This window comes from Streptomyces sp. NPDC021562, assembly GCF_040640875.1.
Classification (GTDB): domain Bacteria; phylum Actinomycetota; class Actinomycetes; order Streptomycetales; family Streptomycetaceae; genus Streptomyces.
On record NZ_JBFACN010000004.1, the window covers coordinates 310110 to 327654 of the forward strand.

General features: G+C 68.7%; 14 protein-coding genes. 13 read left to right on the plus strand and 1 reads right to left on the minus strand.

Translation table 11 applies throughout. The annotated features are described in order from the left end of the window. Positions 1-17 precede the first annotated feature (17 nt). The 7 genes from AB0G52_RS08420 to AB0G52_RS08450 all read left to right on the plus strand — a co-directional run bounded on the left by AB0G52_RS08420 (position 18) and on the right by AB0G52_RS08450 (position 8786). Entirely contained in the window at positions 18-2813 is a 2796-nt protein-coding gene (locus tag AB0G52_RS08420; RefSeq protein ID WP_361334929.1) for a BTAD domain-containing putative transcriptional regulator, read from the plus strand. Positions 2814-3753: 940 nt separating this feature from the next. Beyond that, on the plus strand, positions 3754-4824 hold the full coding sequence (locus AB0G52_RS08425; protein WP_361335144.1) for an AAA family ATPase: 1071 nt from the start codon (positions 3754-3756) through the stop codon (positions 4822-4824). 88 nt (positions 4825-4912) lie between these two features. After that, the gene (locus tag AB0G52_RS08430) at positions 4913-6751 is read left to right on the plus strand and encodes a hypothetical protein (protein ID WP_361334932.1); all 1839 of its coding nucleotides are present in this window, start codon (positions 4913-4915) and stop codon (positions 6749-6751) included. Positions 6752-6838: 87 nt separating this feature from the next. Further along, positions 6839-7315, plus strand: a complete 477-nt coding sequence (locus AB0G52_RS08435; protein WP_361334934.1) for a hypothetical protein — start codon at positions 6839-6841, stop codon at positions 7313-7315. 41 nt (positions 7316-7356) lie between these two features. Then, entirely contained in the window at positions 7357-7803 is a 447-nt protein-coding gene (locus AB0G52_RS08440; protein ID WP_361334937.1) for a hypothetical protein, read from the plus strand. Positions 7804-7875: 72 nt separating this feature from the next. Then, positions 7876-8211, plus strand: a complete 336-nt coding sequence (locus tag AB0G52_RS08445; protein ID WP_361334940.1) for a hypothetical protein — start codon at positions 7876-7878, stop codon at positions 8209-8211. A gap of 83 nt (positions 8212-8294) precedes the next feature. After that, positions 8295-8786 (plus strand): hypothetical protein, encoded by a 492-nt coding sequence (locus AB0G52_RS08450; RefSeq protein ID WP_361334943.1) that lies wholly within the window; start codon positions 8295-8297, stop codon positions 8784-8786. 760 nt (positions 8787-9546) lie between these two features. Here AB0G52_RS08450 and AB0G52_RS08455 read toward each other — a convergent pair. After that, the gene (locus AB0G52_RS08455) at positions 9547-9771 is read right to left on the minus strand and encodes a hypothetical protein (protein ID WP_361334946.1); all 225 of its coding nucleotides are present in this window, start codon (positions 9769-9771) and stop codon (positions 9547-9549) included. Positions 9772-9898: 127 nt separating this feature from the next. Here AB0G52_RS08455 and AB0G52_RS08460 point away from each other — a divergent pair, with 127 nt between their 5' ends. The 6 genes from AB0G52_RS08460 (at position 9899) to AB0G52_RS08485 (ending at position 17542) form a co-directional block, all read left to right on the plus strand. After that, positions 9899-10108, plus strand: a complete 210-nt coding sequence (locus AB0G52_RS08460; protein WP_361334949.1) for a hypothetical protein — start codon at positions 9899-9901, stop codon at positions 10106-10108. Further along, positions 10105-11061 carry a hypothetical protein gene (locus AB0G52_RS08465; RefSeq protein WP_361334952.1) on the plus strand — a complete coding sequence of 319 codons (957 nt, stop codon included), beginning with the start codon at positions 10105-10107 and terminating at the stop codon, positions 11059-11061. The genes AB0G52_RS08460 and AB0G52_RS08465 overlap by 4 nt, the downstream gene beginning before the upstream one ends. Positions 11062-11079: 18 nt before the next feature. After that, entirely contained in the window at positions 11080-11463 is a 384-nt protein-coding gene (locus AB0G52_RS08470) for a hypothetical protein (RefSeq protein WP_361334955.1), read from the plus strand. Between the two features lie 115 nt (positions 11464-11578). Further along, positions 11579-15670, plus strand: coding sequence for an SGNH/GDSL hydrolase family protein (locus AB0G52_RS08475; RefSeq protein WP_361334958.1), 4092 nt, complete (start codon positions 11579-11581; stop codon positions 15668-15670). A gap of 151 nt (positions 15671-15821) precedes the next feature. Further along, on the plus strand, positions 15822-16514 hold the full coding sequence (locus AB0G52_RS08480; protein WP_361334960.1) for a hypothetical protein: 693 nt from the start codon (positions 15822-15824) through the stop codon (positions 16512-16514). Between the two features lie 395 nt (positions 16515-16909). Next, complete coding sequence (locus AB0G52_RS08485) at positions 16910-17542, plus strand: transposase (protein WP_361334963.1); 633 nt, start codon at positions 16910-16912, stop codon at positions 17540-17542. Positions 17543-17545 lie beyond the last annotated feature (3 nt).

The following is a 17545-nucleotide window of genomic DNA, read 5'->3' on the forward strand; positions in this document are numbered from 1 at the left end:
GAAAGGATCACCCGGGTATGACGTCCCACTACTCGGCCCGCGTACGGCTGCGTGCAGCGGCCACAGCGGCGGGCACCGGCCTGATCACGCTCGCCCTGCTGGTCGGCATGCCCTGGGTGCTGTGGGCGGCGGCCGGTGTTCCCTGGCCCGAGCAGGTGTCCTCATGGCGGGACCTGACCGATCGGCTCGCGGAGCCCGTCGGCGATCCCCTGATGATCGAGCTGCTGGCGCTGTTCGGCTGGGTGTGCTGGAGCGCGTTCGCCTGCTCGGTGGTCCGGGAGATCGCCTGGTACGCGACGCATCTGCCGCAGCTGATGCGCGACCGTCGCGTGCACGCCGAGCACGTGGCCACGCTCTCCTTGAAGCGGTCGTTGGCGGCGCTGTGTGTGGGCACCCTCGTCCTGGCCGTGCTCGGGCTGTGGCGACCCCATATCGCAAGCGCTCAGCAGCCGTCTGGCGTCGGAGAGTTGACGTCCCGGGTAGCGGCGACTGCTCCGCTGCACCCCGCGTTGGCCTTGACGGCCGTATCCCGATCGGAAGGCTCGAAGGCCGATGATGACGACGCTCGAACGAGGCTTTCGGCGGAGGCGGCCGAGGGGCATCGGCTCGTCGAGTACACGGTGGTAGCGGGCGACACACTGTGGGACATCGCGGCGACGCACCTGGACGATCCGGTGAAATGGCCGCGGATCTACACACTGAACAAGGACCGCGTCCAGCCCGACGGCGGACGACTGACCGACCCGGATCTGATCCTGCCGGGTTGGCGGCTGGCCATCCCCGTCGCTGAAACGGTCACTCTGTCTCCCGCACCTCCCACCGTGCCCGCGCCCTCCGTCCCCGATACGCCGAAGACCCCGGACAAGCCCACAGCTCCACGGGAGGCTGCTCCTCACAGCGCGCAGAAGGGCGACGCAGACCGACGGCGTGCGGACGCGCAACGGCACGCCGAGCGAGGGGCGGTCGCCGTCAGCGTCGGTGAAGCGAGCCTGATCGGCATCACCACCGCGGCCGGGCTGCTGGCCGCACTGCGCTACGTCCGCGTCCACCGCAATCGCTCGTGCCGGCTGGGCACGGACGTACACGAGCCGGAGCTCAGCCCAGTCGTCGAGAAAGCCACGCGGGCGGCACGAGAAGCCGCGCTCCCGCGCACGCCGACGGACCCGGACATGCTCGTCACCCGCCGTACCCCGCCCCAACCACCCAAGCCGGCTCAGGCAGTGACCATCGGCCAGGCCGACGACACGGAGATCGCCCTCGACGCCCTGGCCTACGACGGAGGCTGCGACTGGAGCGGTCCCGGCGCCGAGGCGGCCACCCGCGCCCTGCTGTGCGGCATCCTCACCGCCGCCGAACGCCAACGCCCGCAGGAACCCCTTCTACGGGCCGTCGTACCAAAAGAGTTGACGGACCGCCTGCTGCCCGGGCTTCCCTCTCAATTCACGGCCCTGACCCAGGCGACCGACACGGCTCATGCCATCAAGCTGGCCGAAGAGCATCTGATCGCCCATGCGAGGCATCGGCAGCAGACACAGGAACCCGGCCTGGAAGCGGCGGTGTCGGGGCATGACGGCGATCCCGAAGAGCAGCACGGCGCCGGCCCCGGCATCCTGCTCCTCCTCGCGACGCCGGAACCGGCTCACACCGGGCAGTTCCAGGCGCTGGCCACGCGTACCGACCCCGACGCCCTGCTGGTCCTCACCCTCGATACCGCCCTGCCCGGGACCACCCGATGGCACATTGCCGCCGACGGCGCCACGAACCTGCCGACAAGAACCTCCTCGCGAGCCGCACGGGCATCGTGGACAGACGAACTGCGCCTGTTCCAGATCACCGCCGAAGCCGCCCGGGACGTCATCGAAGTCGTCCTCGCCGCCCATGGACAACGCCCCCGGCTGCGCGTCATCCCCGCCGAACGCACGGAGACACTCGCACCACCCGCGGGAGAGCCGGCCGAGGCCGACGAGGACAACGACGCCGAACCGGCCGCTCCCGCATCTCTCACGCGCTCCGCCGAATCACACGAATCACGGCGGCCCGAGCAGCGCAAACCGATCCGCCTGCACGTCCTGGGCCCCGTCACCCTCTACGCACGCGGAAGCGACGATCCTGTCGGCGTCAACCTCCGAGCGGAAGCACGGGAATTCCTGGCCCTGCTGGCCGCCCACCCGGCAGGCCTCCTGGCCGCCGACATCGCCGAGAACCTGCGCCTGGACGGCGATATCGAGCAGAACGCGCGCGAGCTGAAGAATCTACGACGCGCCGTGCGACGGGCGTTGCGAGCGGCGACCGGAATTACCCAACAGGAATTCGTCCTGCTTCAGGGAGAACTCCACAAGCTCCATCCAGAGCTTGTGGAAACAGACCTCGCTGATTTCACCGCAACTCTGAACCGGATCTCAGCCGCCGGCGACCCAAGCACGCAACTGTCCTCCGTACGCGAGGCACTCCGCCACTACCGCGGAGTCTTCGTCCACGGCGGTGACCACCTGTGGGCCGACGGCATCCGCGAACACCTCGCCACCAAAGCAGCCGACGCCGTCCTGCGCCTGGCTCACCACGCCGAACACGCCGGCGACACGCACCAGACCGACGCGGCTCTCACCGCACTGGAACACGTCATGGCGCTCCACCCCGACCACGAGCAGCTGTACCAGCACGCCATCCGCCTCTACCAAGCCGCTGGCCGCCACGACGCCGCACGGCACACATACACGCGCCTCCAACGGCACCTGGCCGACCTCGGACTTGAACCCGAACCTGCCACCCAGGCCCTGATCACACCCAGGGCCCACGCCCGCAAGACCCGGTAAGAAGCAGCCCACGGTCCACGCACGCCTCGTCATCCGCCGCCCAAGACCCCCTGGCGTCCACCCCGTCGCATCCGGTGCCGTCTCCGGCATCGCTTCCCCGTGCGTGCTTGGAAACGACGCCCCCTGCCGGCCCGTTCTGACAGGCCAGGCGGCCTGCGAGCCGCCGACGGGCGAGGGCGACTGTATATCGGTGCAGCAACGCATCCCGATCTACTGACAGCTGCCGCCCAAGCCCCGCACATCCCGCATGGACCCCCGTGCCCGGACATCCCCGGCGTGCTGCATTCCTTCTTTGATTCATCACTTCGCTTCCAAAGATCCTGATACGACCCTGTCCCTGGCCTGCCCGGCCCTCCCAGGGGGGCAGGAGACGCGGCCGCACAGGCGGGTACGGGGCAGGAGGCCCCGCCGTACCGGGGGTTGAGCCGGTGGCCGCCTATTCGCGCATGTACTCGATTCCCCAGGTTGCCGGCGCCCCGCAGGCGCCTGGGAATCGGTCGTGCAGGTCACACGCCACGACGCCTTGCGTCGCGCCGCCGGGAAAAGCCCTGAAAAAGAGTCGTGAATTCGCGAGAATTCCAGCATTATCAAGCCGGAATGCGGCTTCAGATGGGGTGCGGGTCGAGCTATATTTGAATTGTTCCCGGAAAAGCCGGGAATGGAAAACCTGCCAATGGGGCCGCCCGAAAACGGATGGCGGGTGAAGTGTGCCCAAAGGCGGCCGAATTCGAATTCAGATAAAGCGACCCTCTCGACCAGATTACCCGGTGAAAGGAATTCCTCAATGACGAGCACCGCCACGCCTACGCCCGCCTCCCCGCCTTCGCCCCCCGCCGGGCAGCAATCCGCCTCCGCACCCCCGCCGAGCACCCCCACGACGCCTGCAGGGCCTGCACCCGGTCCGGGCGGCAAAGCACGCCCGGGCGAGTTGCGCGCAAGGATCGCCCAGCTGCTGGCGGCGAGCCCGGGGCGGGTCTTCACGGTCACGGAACTGGCGCGAAGGCTGGGGCACTCGGGCGGGGCGGTCGGCAACGCCTGCGAGACGCTCGTGAGCCGGGGCGAGGCGGAGAGGTCCGGTTCCAAACCCCGTACCTACCAGGCGACTTCGGCGACGGCCGCCGCAGCCCAGCACACCGTACCGCCCCCTCCGCCCGCCCCGGCCAGCACGCCCCAGGTACCCCGCCAGACCCCTGCGCCCCCGCCGTCGAACGGGCGGCCCGTACCGATCATCCGCCCGAACGGGCAGACGTACCACCCCCGGGCGCTGGCCCAGCTGCCCGATGTGGAGGCACTACGGAAGCTGCGGAAGGCGCAGGTGGCGGTGCTCCTGTACGGGCCGCCGGGCACGGGGAAGACCTCCCTGATCGAGGCGGCCTTCCCGGACCTGATCACGGTGGCCGGGGACGGGGACACCACGGTCGGTGACCTGATCGGCGAGTACACCCAGGACGCGAACGGCGGATACGAGTTCATCTACGGGCCGTTGGTGACCGCCATGCAGGAGGGCCGGGCCCTCCTCCTGGACGACGCCACGCTGATCTCCCCGAAGGTGCTGGCCGCCCTGTACCCGGCGATGGACGGACGCAGGCAGATCCAGGTCAAGGCGCACAAGGGCGAGACGATCACCGCAGCCGACGGCTTCTACGTGATCGCCGGACACAACCCGGGCGTGCACGGGGCGGTACTCACCGAAGCCCTCGCCTCCCGGTTCAGCATGCAGATCCAGGTCGGCTCCGACTACGACCTGGCCGCCTCCCTCAAGATCAACCGCACGGCGGTACGCATCGCCCGCAACCTCGCCACCCTCCAGCAGGCGGGCGACCTCGGATGGGCGCCCCAGCTACGTGAGTTGATCGCCTTCCAGAAGATCGCCGATGTCCTCGGCGCCGAGGCGGCCTTCGCCAACCTGGTCGGCATCGCGCCCCTGGAGGACCGGGACACGGTCGCCGAGATCGTCACCAAGGCCACCGGCCGCCCCGTCACCGCCCTGACCCTGGGCCGCCAACTCTGACCGCCCCGCCCGGGCCCAGCCGAACGCCGGGCCCGGGCCGCCACCCCAACCCACCCCCACCCCCACCCGGAAGGGACCCGTATCCGCCATGCCTACGCACACCCAGACCCACGTCCAGCACACCCCGCCCGCCCTGTCCGAGACCGAACAGGCCCTGGCCCGCTGGGAGGACGACGGCGGCCCCGCCTTCGAATCCAGGCCCGGTCCGCAGGCCGGACAGTGGCTGCGCATCGCCGCCGCCCTGACCGAACGCCTCCCGGAACTCGCCGGACGCGAGGACGTGATTGTCACCTGCGAACACGGCACCCGCTCCGGCGCCCCCGCCGCCTTCTTCCCCGTCACGGCCCAACTGGAGATCGACGCCGCCCTCTTCGCCCCGCTGGCCCCCGCCACCATCGACCCCACCCGGGTAGGCGACGAGGAGAACTACCCGGTCGCCTGGGGCGCCCTCACCCACGAGGCCGCGCACGCCGCCCACAGCCGCTGGTCGACACCGCCCCCGTTGCGCGGCACGGCCCTGGACACGGCAGGCCAGCTGCTGGAGGAGTCGCGCGCCGAGCACGCCCACCTCGGCCGCCGCCCCGGTGACCGGAGGTACCTGCGGGCCGCCGTACACACCCTGGTCATGGAGGACTTCACCAGCCAGACCCCCGCCGACCGGTGGCAGGCCGCAGCGGCGGCCGGGCTGATCCTCGCCCGCAGGGACGCCGGAATCCTCGACGAGGACGAGACCGACGCACTGAAGGACACCGTCACCGCCATCCTCGGCCCCGACCTCCTCGACACCCTCACCGCGATCTGGACCGCCGCCCACGCCACCGCCGACGAGGACGAGCAGGCCATGCTGGAACACGCCCGGGCCTGGTGCCAGGCACTCGGCGCCGACCCCTCCGGGCCGGAACCGGCCCCCGACCCCACCGCAGGACACCAGGGCGAACTGGCCGAGGCCATCGGCAAGGTCCTCGGCGCGGTAGCCGCGAACGAGGCCGCACGGGCCGCAGCCCAGGCACGCGTCACAGCAGCCCAGACGGGCCGGGCACGGGCGAAGGCCGCGCAGGCCGCCCACGCACGGCAGGCCGCACAGACGGCCGAGAAGGTCTTCGCCCCCGGCGGACGCCCCTACACCCCCCACGCCCCCGGCAAGGCCACCACCAAGAGCAAGGGCAAGGGCCGTTCCCCGGTGACCGGAACCCGCCCGCCCACCCGGGCCGAGAAGACGGCCGCCGGGCAACTCGCCCGCGCACTACGGGCCGCCGCCTACCGCGAACGCACCACCACGGTCACCGCCTCGGCAGCCCCGCCCGGACGCCTCAACATGCGCCAGGCTCTCGCCCGCGACGCCCAGAAGGCCGCAGGCGCGATTCCGACGGCAACCCCCTGGGTGCACAGGGTGCACCGGGCAGGCCCGATGCCGCCCCTGCGGGTAGGCATCGCGGTCGACGTCTCCGGCTCCATGAGCCTCGCCGCCGGACCGATCGCCTCGGCCGCCTGGATCGTGGCCAAGGCCACCGCCCTCACCGACCCCGACTCGCGCAGCGCGACCGTTGCCTACGACCGCTCGATCACCGCGATCACCGCACCGGGCCGTTCACCCGCCCGCGTCACCGAGTTCGACGCCAGCGGCATGGGCCACAGCCTCGCCGACGCCCTCGACGCCCTGGAAGCCGGAACCGGCCTCACCCACCCCGGCGCAGGCCGCCTCCTGGTCATCGCCTCCGACGGCTACTACAGCTCCGGCGAAGCCGCCCGCGCCGCCGCACGCATCACCGCCCTGCGCGCAACCGGATGCGCGGTGCTCTGGCTCGCCTTCGACCCCGACCCCCGCCCCCTCCCCGGCACCGCCCTCCTGCAACTCACCGACCCCGCCCAGGCCGCCACCGCGATCGGCAAGGCCGCCATCGCCGCCCTCGCCGCCACCACCCCCTGACACACCCGGTGCCGCCCCGGCCCCGCCCGGGGCGGCACCTGCCCACCAGGCACCAACCAACCAGCCCAACGAAGGAGTTCAGCCCCCATGACCTCACTCGCCGAACGCGCCCACGCCGCCGCCGACTACATCCGCCACCACACCGCCGCCAACCCACGCGGCCCCTACCGGGGCGAGGAACACGCCCGCACCGCCGTACGACTGGCCGCCGCCCTCGGCCTCGGCCTGGAGCAGATCACAACCGCCCCGGACCCGCTGCGACGCCGCACCACCCCGGGCGAGCCGGTCCTGGCCACCGCCACCTGCCCCGACACCCCCGAGAAGTACGTCTTCCTCGCTCGCTTTCCGATCTACGAAGACGAACCATTCGAACTCCTCGGCCCCTGCCCCGAGTGCTTCGGCCAGGTCCCCCTCGCCGCCATCCGACACCTCGCCGACCTCGGCACCCACCTCGCCCGCCCGCCGCTCGCCCCCGAAGACCTCGCGCACCCGAGCACCCTGCCGGACACCTTCGCCAGCGACGAAGGCCACACCAGCACCTGCTGCTACGGCGAAATCTTCTGACCCCCCAACCCACGGCACAGGCAGGAAGGACACCCACCACCATGACCGAACACGCCAGCCGTATCCGAAGCACCACCCCCGCTGCCCAATCCGGTTCAGCCCCCACTCCTCGCCGAGCCCCCGGACACGAGGCTCTACGCACGGCCCTCGGAGAAGACGGATACCAGCACCTCGTCCACCAACGGCACGAACGCGGCACCGCACTCGGCGAACTGGGCTACCTGGTCCTCAACACCGCCGCCGAAGCCGACCGGCTCCACGGCAAACTGCGCCGCCACGCCGCCCACGCCCGCGACCGCCTCGGTGAACTCTTCAACCTCCGCCTCGATCCCGCCTTCGTGTCGGTAACCGGCCTGCTGCAGAACACGGGCCACACCACCGACCTGCACGCCGCGCGCTTCGCCCAACAGATGAACCAGCTCGCCCTGGTCGTGGAGAGCTACCAGACCGTCATGCGGCACACCGCAGGCGTCACCAACCGCAGCTGACCCCATGGGGGGGCCCGCACGCGGGCCCCCCATCCCGCCCACGCGTCACATCCACACAAAGGAGAACCGGTCGTGAACGCCCACCACAGCATCGCTGCCCACCGCCTGCTTACCGAGACCCACAACCGCCTGTTCGACCACCCCGACCAATCCGTCCCGCCCCTGGACGACCTGCTGGCCCAGCTCGTCGTCGAGCTCTACGACCAGGACTGCCTTGGCGGTCGGACACTCTCGCTGGGCGGCACGGTCGATGAGGCCGCCGCCTGCCTGCTGAACCTAGCCACGCCCCAGCGTGTGACCAGTCCCTTCGACGAAGACCTCCGCTCCCGGATGAGGGATCTGGACCGACGCCCCCTGCCTGAGCGCCTCCTCCTGCTGAAGGCAGCAGTACGCCGTACCGGGCTGTGACCAGGCGCCGTTGACCATGCGGGGCCCCGCACCCGCCCGCGGACCAAGACCCCCGGCGCGCCTGCTCCGGAAGGACTCCACCCATGCCCGGTACCGACATGCCGCAGCACCCCACGCTGGTGCACCAGATCCTCCTGCGCGCCCACTCACTCGTTATCGCCTCCGAGAACGAGGAAGACTCGCCGCTGGCCGACCTGCTGGCCCGCGCGGCAGACCATGTGCAGGCCGAAGACGGCGAACACCTGGACCCGCACGCCCTCACCCGGGCCGTGGCAGAGACCGCCGCACAACTGCTCGCCCGTTGCAAGATCCCCGTCACGGCGGGCGACCCTAATGCGGCGTACTACCTGCAGACCCTCGACCAGCTCCCGCGTACGGCCCGCGCTGGCCTGCTCACCGTGGCCATCCGGTACACGGCACCCGACCCGCACAGCATCCTGCCGGCCGCCAAGCTCGCCCCGGCCCCGGGACGACAGACGGCCCCGCGGGGCCCCATGAGGGGTGCCTGCCGATGCCCGTGCAACAGCGGCGGGTTTCTGCGGCGGCTGCGGTTATCGGGCTGCGGAGGACGATGATGAACCGGCACGTCCCGCGCGGCGACGCCGAGTCGTCGATGCGGTGCCCCTTCGATGATGACGGCGTCGAGCCCGAAGGCAGCGAGCCGTACGACGAGGTCACCGACCCGCTCACCGGTATCGTCCGGGTGTGCGCCCGCCGCTGTGACACCTGTATCTTCCACCCGGGCAACCTCATGGACCTTCAGCCCGGACGCGTCTCGGCTATGGTCACCCGGGCGCGGCAGACTGAGGGGCACGTGGTCTGCCACGAAACCCTCGGTACCGAATCACCGGCGATCTGCCGAGGTTTTGACGACGGCCCTGACCAAGGCCGCAACCTCGCCCTCCGCCTGGCCCGCGCGCTCGAGTCCCGTGGGTCCTTTCCGTCATCCCCGGCGGTTCATATACGAACCGTGAGCAGCAGGGGCCTCCGGCCCCTCCGGACATCGCGCGCCGGCTCAGGGGCACGAACCCGGACCGAGTCGGCCATCTCCCGGCGAAGGCCCATGGCGACGAGGCCTGGGACGAGATTGAGTCAGTCTGATCAACCGACAGCCCCCCGCTCCCAACCTGCTTCACAGAAAAGCCACAGATCTCGCGATCGGTCGCAGCTGCTCCCCGGACCCTGGTGACACGACGGCTTCACGCCATCCTCGCTGTCACCTCTTGCCTCACTGGTTCAGACCATGGCTAAAGTGGCCTGGCCGTGCGCGATTGGATCAGACCAACCATTCCGCGTCGCGGCTGGCCCAACGCGCCGGGGGGAGCGTCTGCACGGTCACGCCCCTTCCTGGCTGCGTTCGTTCACGGAGGGGGAATCCTTGCGCCGGTCCACATCAGCCGCCGCTTTCGCTGCTGCCGTCGCCTCTACCGCAGTAGTGGTCTGTACGGCGCTGCCCGCGTCAGCCGCCACGTCATACGTCCACAACGACTGCACCGCCAGTGACACCAGCAACCCGACCCACTGCTTCCGCATCAACTTCAACTCGCGGTCGGAAACCACTCTGCAGTCCCTCAGTGGCTGCCTTGCGACCCGGCATTCCCGGTCGAACGAGGACAGTTACTCGCCCAATGGGGCGTCCGTAGTCCGGTTCGAGTTCGGCGCCTTCCCCTCGGACGCGTACCACGGCATGCCGCATCCCTGCGACGACAGAGGAGCGGGGCAGGCCGTCTACCACAACGCGGCCTCGGCGTGGAACCAGGACCCCTACGCCGCGTACACGGTGTACGCCAAGACTGGTTACAGCGGCACGAGCAAGTACTACCCGAAGGCGGACGGCTACGCCCGCAATCTCGGGTCTGGCCTGCAGAACAGCAATAGCTCGCACAAAAGGAGTTGAGTATCGTGCCGACCACACGAATGAGGGCCGCCGCCCTCGCCGCTGTCGCCACCGCCGCCGTGTTCACCTCCGCGTGCAGCACCTCACACGACGACTCGGCCGGAGGCAAGAGCCGGCAACTGGTGGCGCAGGCGATGGTGCTGCCGGATGCGAAGGTCCGCGCCACGTGGCCGAAGGCCCAGGTGGATCGGGGTCTGGCGAAGGGGATGCGGCTCCCGCTCCAGGATTACATGATGGCCTCCTCCGACGTCGTGGACGTGGAGAACGCCAGGGATCTGGTCAAGCAGCAGTGCATGCAGCACCTCGGCCTCAGCTTCACTCCCGAGCCGTCCGGTCTGAATCCCGCAAGCGCGTACGACGCGATGAACATGAAGCGCCGCTACGGCATCAGCGACCGCACCGAGGCCGCCAGGCTCGGCTTCGCCGCGCCGCAGGACGCCGAGGACGATACCCAGGCCGAGGACGCCGAGTTGGCCAAGGAGGATGCGGAGTCTTCCGTTTCGGGGTGGGACACGGCGATGAACGACACCTGCATCCCGGAGGCGAACAACAAGGTCGGCGTCCTGTTCGAGACCGACCTGTCCGGGGATCTGGCGTCGCAGTCCTACGAGGCGACCAGCACCCGGCCCGCCGTCAAAGCCGCGCTCACGTCGTGGTCCTCGTGCATGAAAAACCACGGCTATCAGGTCAAGAGCATCGACGACGCCGAGGGCCGGTTCGCCACACCGAAGCTGCACGGTCTGAAGCCGGCCAAGGATGAAGTGGCCATGGCCACCGTCGACGTGGACTGCAAGCAGGCCGCGGACCTCGTGCCGGCCTGGTACCAGGCCGAATCCACCTACCAGAAGGAGCAGATCACCTCCCACCTTAAGGAGCTGCAGGCGGAGAGGGCCCACAACCAGAGGCTGGTCCAGAAGGCTCATGCCGTCCTCGCCGCCGCGGCCACCCGCTGACGCCCCGTCGGACACACCGTGATACCGAGCAAAAGAACAGCTCTCGGCTGGCTGCTGGCCGCGGCCATCGTCGTCGGCGGAACCGCCTGGTATGCCAGGACCCAGATCAACACCGACCCGACATCTGTCTCCCAGAAGGCGGAGGTGGAGGTCACCCAGTACGACACCGAGACCCGCCACGGGCAGCTCATGGCAGTCGTCGAATACGTCGTCCACAACACCGGGCCCGCCCCCGCCACATACGTGATCTCGTTCGACTTCGGCGGACCGGACAAGACCGTCCGGCAGCACGTCCTGCCTGGTGACGCCTACACCGGGACCGCCGCCGTGCCGTGGGACAAACAAGACGCGTTCGCGGGGGTCAGCGTCCGCGACGTCCAGAAGGTTCTTGACGGGTCGTAACCGGCCCTTTCCCCTATCGACCGCCGCCCCCTCGCTTCCGTCTCCCCTGTAGCCGAAGGAGGGGCGCGGCGGTTTGTCATGCCCATTACTAAACTGCCCCAGGGAGGGGACGAGTGTGTTGAACGTACCCAGACCAGCCCGCCAGAGCCGCACGGTGGTCGCGGGCCTGGCGGCCATAGCGATCATCACCGGCCTCGTACAGGGCGGGGCACCAGCGCTCGCCGCCGAGGCCAAACCCAGACCGTTACCCACGACGACCGTCGCAACGCCCCCTATGCCGCCGGTGCGCGTCGCGAATCCGGGCAGCACCCTCGGCAAGGGCTGGAAGACCTCCGGGGACCGGGCCGTCACCGGTGCTGCCGACAGCAGCGGCTTCAAGATTCTTGTCGCTGATGCGGCCAAGGCGTACACATGGAAGACCGCAGCCGTCCTCGCCGAACCGGGCATGTCCGCGGACTCGTGGATCGGCAACACGTGCGTCATGGACCGGAACCACGCTGCCGCCGTCTACGCGCCCCGCACCTTCACGAACAAGCCGGACCTGATGCAGGGCGGTGCTTTCGCCGCCGTCGTTGATCTCACCACCGGCCAGGTGACGAAGCTGCCGTTCACGGCCACGCTCGCGTACTTCGATCCGTCCTGCAACACCGCCACGCATCAGGCGGCGTTCACCGCCTTCCGCGACATGAACGACCCGGCCAAAATGCAAACCCGGCTGGTGACCGTGGACACGGCCGGCCGACCGGCCGCCGACACCGCGCTGGCCGGCGAGGTGACCAGCGCGGTACCGGTCAGAGGCGGCACCGTGGCCGCCCACGGCCGCAGCCTGGTCCGTATCGACCACTCCGGCAGGCTGAAGACCCTGGCCGCGACGGACAGCGTCCCGTTCGAGATAAGCCCCATGGCGTCCGGACAGGTCGCATTCGTCGACCGCAAGGGCGACAGCACGGCGCGTGCAGAGATCTGGCGGGGCCGCAAAGAACCCTCCCTGATCGCCACGGGCAGGCTCGGCGACCTCGGCCTCCACCCGGGCGACAAGGGACGGGTGTTCCTCACCGGCCACCCCACCGGCACTCCGAACGCCACAAGCACAGGGATCACCCGCGTCAACGCGCCGGCGGACGCGGACATCTCCACCCTCGGCCGTCTCGCCATCGGGCAGGTCGTCACCCCCGGCATCCGTCGCGGCCTTGCCCGCGTCAAGGACGCGGGCAGGAACTTCGACAAGAACGAAGCCGCCTCGGCGGCTCAGAAGCGCGCGACGCCGACGCCGGACACCATCGAGTCGGATCAGCCGACGACGGTCACCTCGACGGCTACCGCCACCGGGAAAAAGATCACGCAGACGGTTGCGGACACCACGGCCGAGAGCGGCAACGGCACGTTCTCTCCCGCACTGACCGGCACTCGGACACCGGTGGCGGCCCCCCGCACCGGTGCCGTCTCGCATGACCCCACGGATCCCGACCGTTGGTGCTCCGTGCCCCGTAACGACGTCAACAGCCTCGCCCTGCAGCCGACCCCGAACCAGGTCGAGTGGGCCGTCGACATGGCCGTGCGGGGCGAACTGCACGCTCAGTGGGTCACTCAGGGCGGATGGCGCAACGAGAGCGGATTGGGCACTGTCGACCCGCAAGGGCTGTTCCCCCGTCCGTCGCTCAGCGGTGGTGCTCGTATCCCCGCCAACGTGCTCCTGGGTGTGATGGCGCAGGAGTCCAACCTGTGGCAGGCCGAGCCCGGATCGATCCCCGGTCAGATGGGCAACCCGCTCGCCTCCTACGACGGCTTCTACGGGCACAAGCAGGTCGATGGCGATCCCGACTCGCACTGGACGATCCACTGGGACCAGTCGGACTGCGGTTACGGTGTGGGCCAGGTCACCGACGGCATGCGCATGGCCGGACACGAGAAGAAAAACGAGACGGCGCTAGCTCCCGCCACACAGCGCGCGGTCGCCCTCGACTACACCGTGAACATCGCCGCCTCCATGTACATCCTCGCCGACAAGTGGAACGAGATCCACGAGCCGGGACAGACCCTCACCCTCAACAACGACGACGCCGCCAAGCCGGAAAACTGGTTCGCCGCCCTCTGGAACTACAACTCGGGCATGAACGACCGTTCCGACGCCGGCACGAACGGCAACTGGGGCCTGGGCTGGTACAACAACCCCGCCAATCCGGCCTTCAAACCGGACCGCAAGCCGTTCCTGGACAGCAAGATCGATCCGGACGGCTGGGCGAAGGACCCGGCGCACCCGCAGGACTGGCCGTATGAAGAGAAAGTCCTGGGGTGGGCCGCGTGGTCCATCGACACCGGGTACTCCTACGCAACCTCCGGGCGGCAGGACTGGCCCGGCGAGTCCGGTTACGCGACGGTCGGCTTTCAACCCGCCTGGTGGACCAGCGATCAGGCGCGTAGCGAACTCAAACCGCCACTCGACACCTTCTGCAACTCCCACAACAGCTGCAACGCGGCCAACCCGCCGCACTGCCCTGACGCGGCCTGCTACGCCCAGTACTGGTGGCACGAGACCAACGCGACTTGGAAGAACTGCGCTGCCCCCGCAAACGCCTGCGGCAACGAGAGCATCAAGTACGCCACCCTGCGCGCGGAGCCGGGACGCGGATACCGCCTCCAGACCGGGGCCCCCGTCTGCTCAACCGCCGGGCTGCCGTCGCCCGCACTGATCGTCAACTCCATGCCCGACAACACCAACACCTACAGCGACTGCGGAACGACCGGCATCGACGCGGGCAGCTTCCAGTTCACGTTCTACGCCGACCCCAATGCGACCGGCCCAGGACTCGGCCAGTACGACGCGAAGGCCGATCTGCACCAGGTCGGCGGTGGCTACAACGGTCACTTCTGGTTCGCCCACACCCGCGATACCGCCCATCTCGGCGGCGACAGCGGTTTGATGACCGTCAAAGGCACCTGGACACTCGACCAGAGCGTGTCGTGGGCCCGTGTCCTGGTGCACCTGCCGGACACCGGGGCGCAGTCACGGCAGGCCGCCTATGTGATCGGCGGTTCCGACAGCACCTCACCACACAGGATCGTGGAGCAACGCGCGAGCCGCTGGGTCAGCCTCGGCGCCTTCCACTTCACCGGCACCCCCAGCGTCACCCTCACCAACGCCACCGACGACGGCACTGCAGACGAGGACGTCGCCTGGGACGCCGTCGCCTTCCAACCCTTGCCCGGCAAGCCGAACCACATGGTTGTCGCCATGGGCGACTCGTACTCGTCCGGCGAGGGAGCTTCGGAGGGGAACCAGGACTACTACCCGGAGACCAATTACCGCAACAAAGATGTTCGGGACGCCTGTCACCGTTCTCGTCAGGCTTGGTCGCGGCAGGCGAAGATCCCCGGAGAGGCCCTGCCCACGGCGGATCTGGACGACTCGTGGAGCGCGCGGATGGATTATCACCTCATCGCCTGCTCCGGAGCCCGCACCTACAACGTACTAGGCGTGCCACAGAACAACGGCGGGGAGGTACCGCAGATCGACCAAGGCTATCTGGACACGAACACGACCCTGGTCACGATCTCCATCGGCGGTAACGACGCCCGGTTCGGCGACATCATCCAGAAATGCCTGCTGTCCTTCGGGGCGGGCAATTGCGGCGACAAGACATTCGACAGCAGCGACACGGACGGCAATGTCAGCGGGCGAGATCAGAAGTTCGTCGGTCAGACCCTGAAGACGGCTGTCCCAGGCATCATCAACGAACTCGTCCGCCCGGACATCGTCAAGACATTGATGACAATCCATAGCAAGGCGCCGTCCGCGAAGATCGTCCTCATGGGCTACCCGCCTCTCATCTCCGACAGCGGGTCCTGCTTGAGGGTCGGCATCGGCACCGCCCAGCTCGGACTCTCAGCGGACTCCGCGAACTGGCTCAACGACACCGCTGGCACCCTGGCTGCGGCAATGCAGGGCGCCGTCGATGACGTGAAGAAACAGGGCGTTCTGGCATGGCCCTCGAACCCGGCGAACGACTTCGATGGCAAGGGGGTGTGCGGAAACCCCGAACAGGTCCATGGCATCGTCAAGACCCTCACCACCTCAGACAACCCAGCCCTGGACTGGTCACTCCTGAACAAGTACGGATTGTCCGCCCAGTCGTTCCACCCCAAGGTCGGTGGAGCACGCCTGTACGCCGACTCGCTTGAGCGCACCATGGCAGGCATGGGCCTGTAGTCCGGTCGGTCATTCGTTCCGGGGCCGCCGTAAGCACGGCTGCCCCGGAACGGTCGTATGTAGGTACGGATACTCATGCACGGCCCGTCCGTCCTGCCGGACAGTTGCAGCGAGCGCTCAGCGTAGCCACGGATACAAAAAAGGGGAGAGCATGACAAGAGCTCACAAGACCGTGTGGGGCGCGGTCGCCACCGCCGTCGTCTTAGCCCTCTCCGCCTGCTCGTCCCAGGGCCGCGCCGCGAGCCCGAAAGAAGTCCGCAAACTCGCGGGCAGCACCGAGGCAGTACAGGCTCGGCAGAAGACGGAGAGTCGCCTGCGAGACGTGGTCCGTGCGTACGACGACCACACCCCCCTCACCCTCGCCATGGTCGTCGTACGCGATACGTGCCTGGGAGGAAAAGGGAAACAGTGGTTCGACTCCAACGGCGACGACCAGTACAAGATCCGCTGTTCGATGTGGGTCACCGCGTACTACGGAGCCGACCGGAAACGAATCGTCCCCGTCCTCGACGGCATACTCACCGCCGGTGACGGGACCGGGTCCGGCATCCCGTTCACCCACGACACCTACGGGCAGTTCGTCGACTACTACCGCGGCCACGGCGGGCATGGCGAAGTCCCCGAGCTGTCCCTCCCCGATCACACTCTGTCCTGGGACCCCGTACGTGAACGCCGGCCGGACCTGATGGTCAAGGAGCCCGACAAGTGCCCGACCGACGATCTACCGCTGACCCGATGTGTGCGGGAGCCGGACGCCAAGACGGTGGCCACCATCCGCAAGCAGTACGGCATGGTGTTCAAACTAGATCTTGCCTCACCCGAATACTACAAAGTATCCAAATAGCACCAACATCGCGGAGTCTGGATCCACCGATCGATGACCGAGGCGGGACGGGGTTGGCGCAAAGAGGCCCGCTGAGCTGGGAATACGGGAGTTCTCACACCTCCATCAGAACCAACCGGCAAGGCACCTCGTAAGTGAAATCCTCCCGTCGCCGATTAGGGCATGACCGCAACCGGTGGACGGGCGAATAGCCATCCTCCGTCGTCCGCCGCCGCCAGGTGACGCCGCACTCCATTTGTCGGTTGGTCTGAAACCCACATAGGTGGCAAGGAAGCTTCCTCTTCTCGTTCATCACTCTGCGTATTCACTCGCCGAGGGATGTGTCCCAACCAAATACCTCCTACAGCGTCTCCAGGGTTGCCCGGCTGTTGCACCGGATGGGCTAAAGCGTGCACATGCCCGCCTGGCGGGAGGCGACCTGGCGGGAGGATAAAACCCTCCGGGCGGCGACCGGCGCGTTCATCTGCTTCGAGGACGAAGCGGGCGTGACCGGCCGTCCGCCCAAGGGCCGCACCTGGGGCCGACACGGCATCACCCCGAGAGTGAAGGTCTCCGGCCGCAGTCGGGGACGGCTCTCGGTGGCCGGGCTGCTGTGCTTTCGGCCGGCCCTGCCCGCCCGTTTGTGTTATCGGCTGCGTCGGCATACCGGCCGCAAGGGCGAGCGTCGCTCACTGGGCGAGACGGACTACGTCCGCCTGCTGGATGGCGCCCACCAACTGCTCAAGGCCCCGCTGAGCGTGGTGTGGGACCGGCTAAGCGCGCACACCTCCAGGACGATGAAGGCACTCGTTGCCGAGCGGGACTGGCTGACAGTGGTCCTGATGCCCGGGTATGCGCCCGACCTCAACCCGGTGGAGGGCCTGTGGGCGCACATCAAGCAGAGCCTGGCCAACCTGGCTGCCCGCACCCTGAACGAGTTGAAGACTCTGCTCCGCAGACGGCTGAAGGCGCTGCAGTACCGGCATGGCATTCTCGGCGGATTCCTCGCCGGGGCGGGGCTCGCTCACGATAGACCGGACGGACCCTAATAC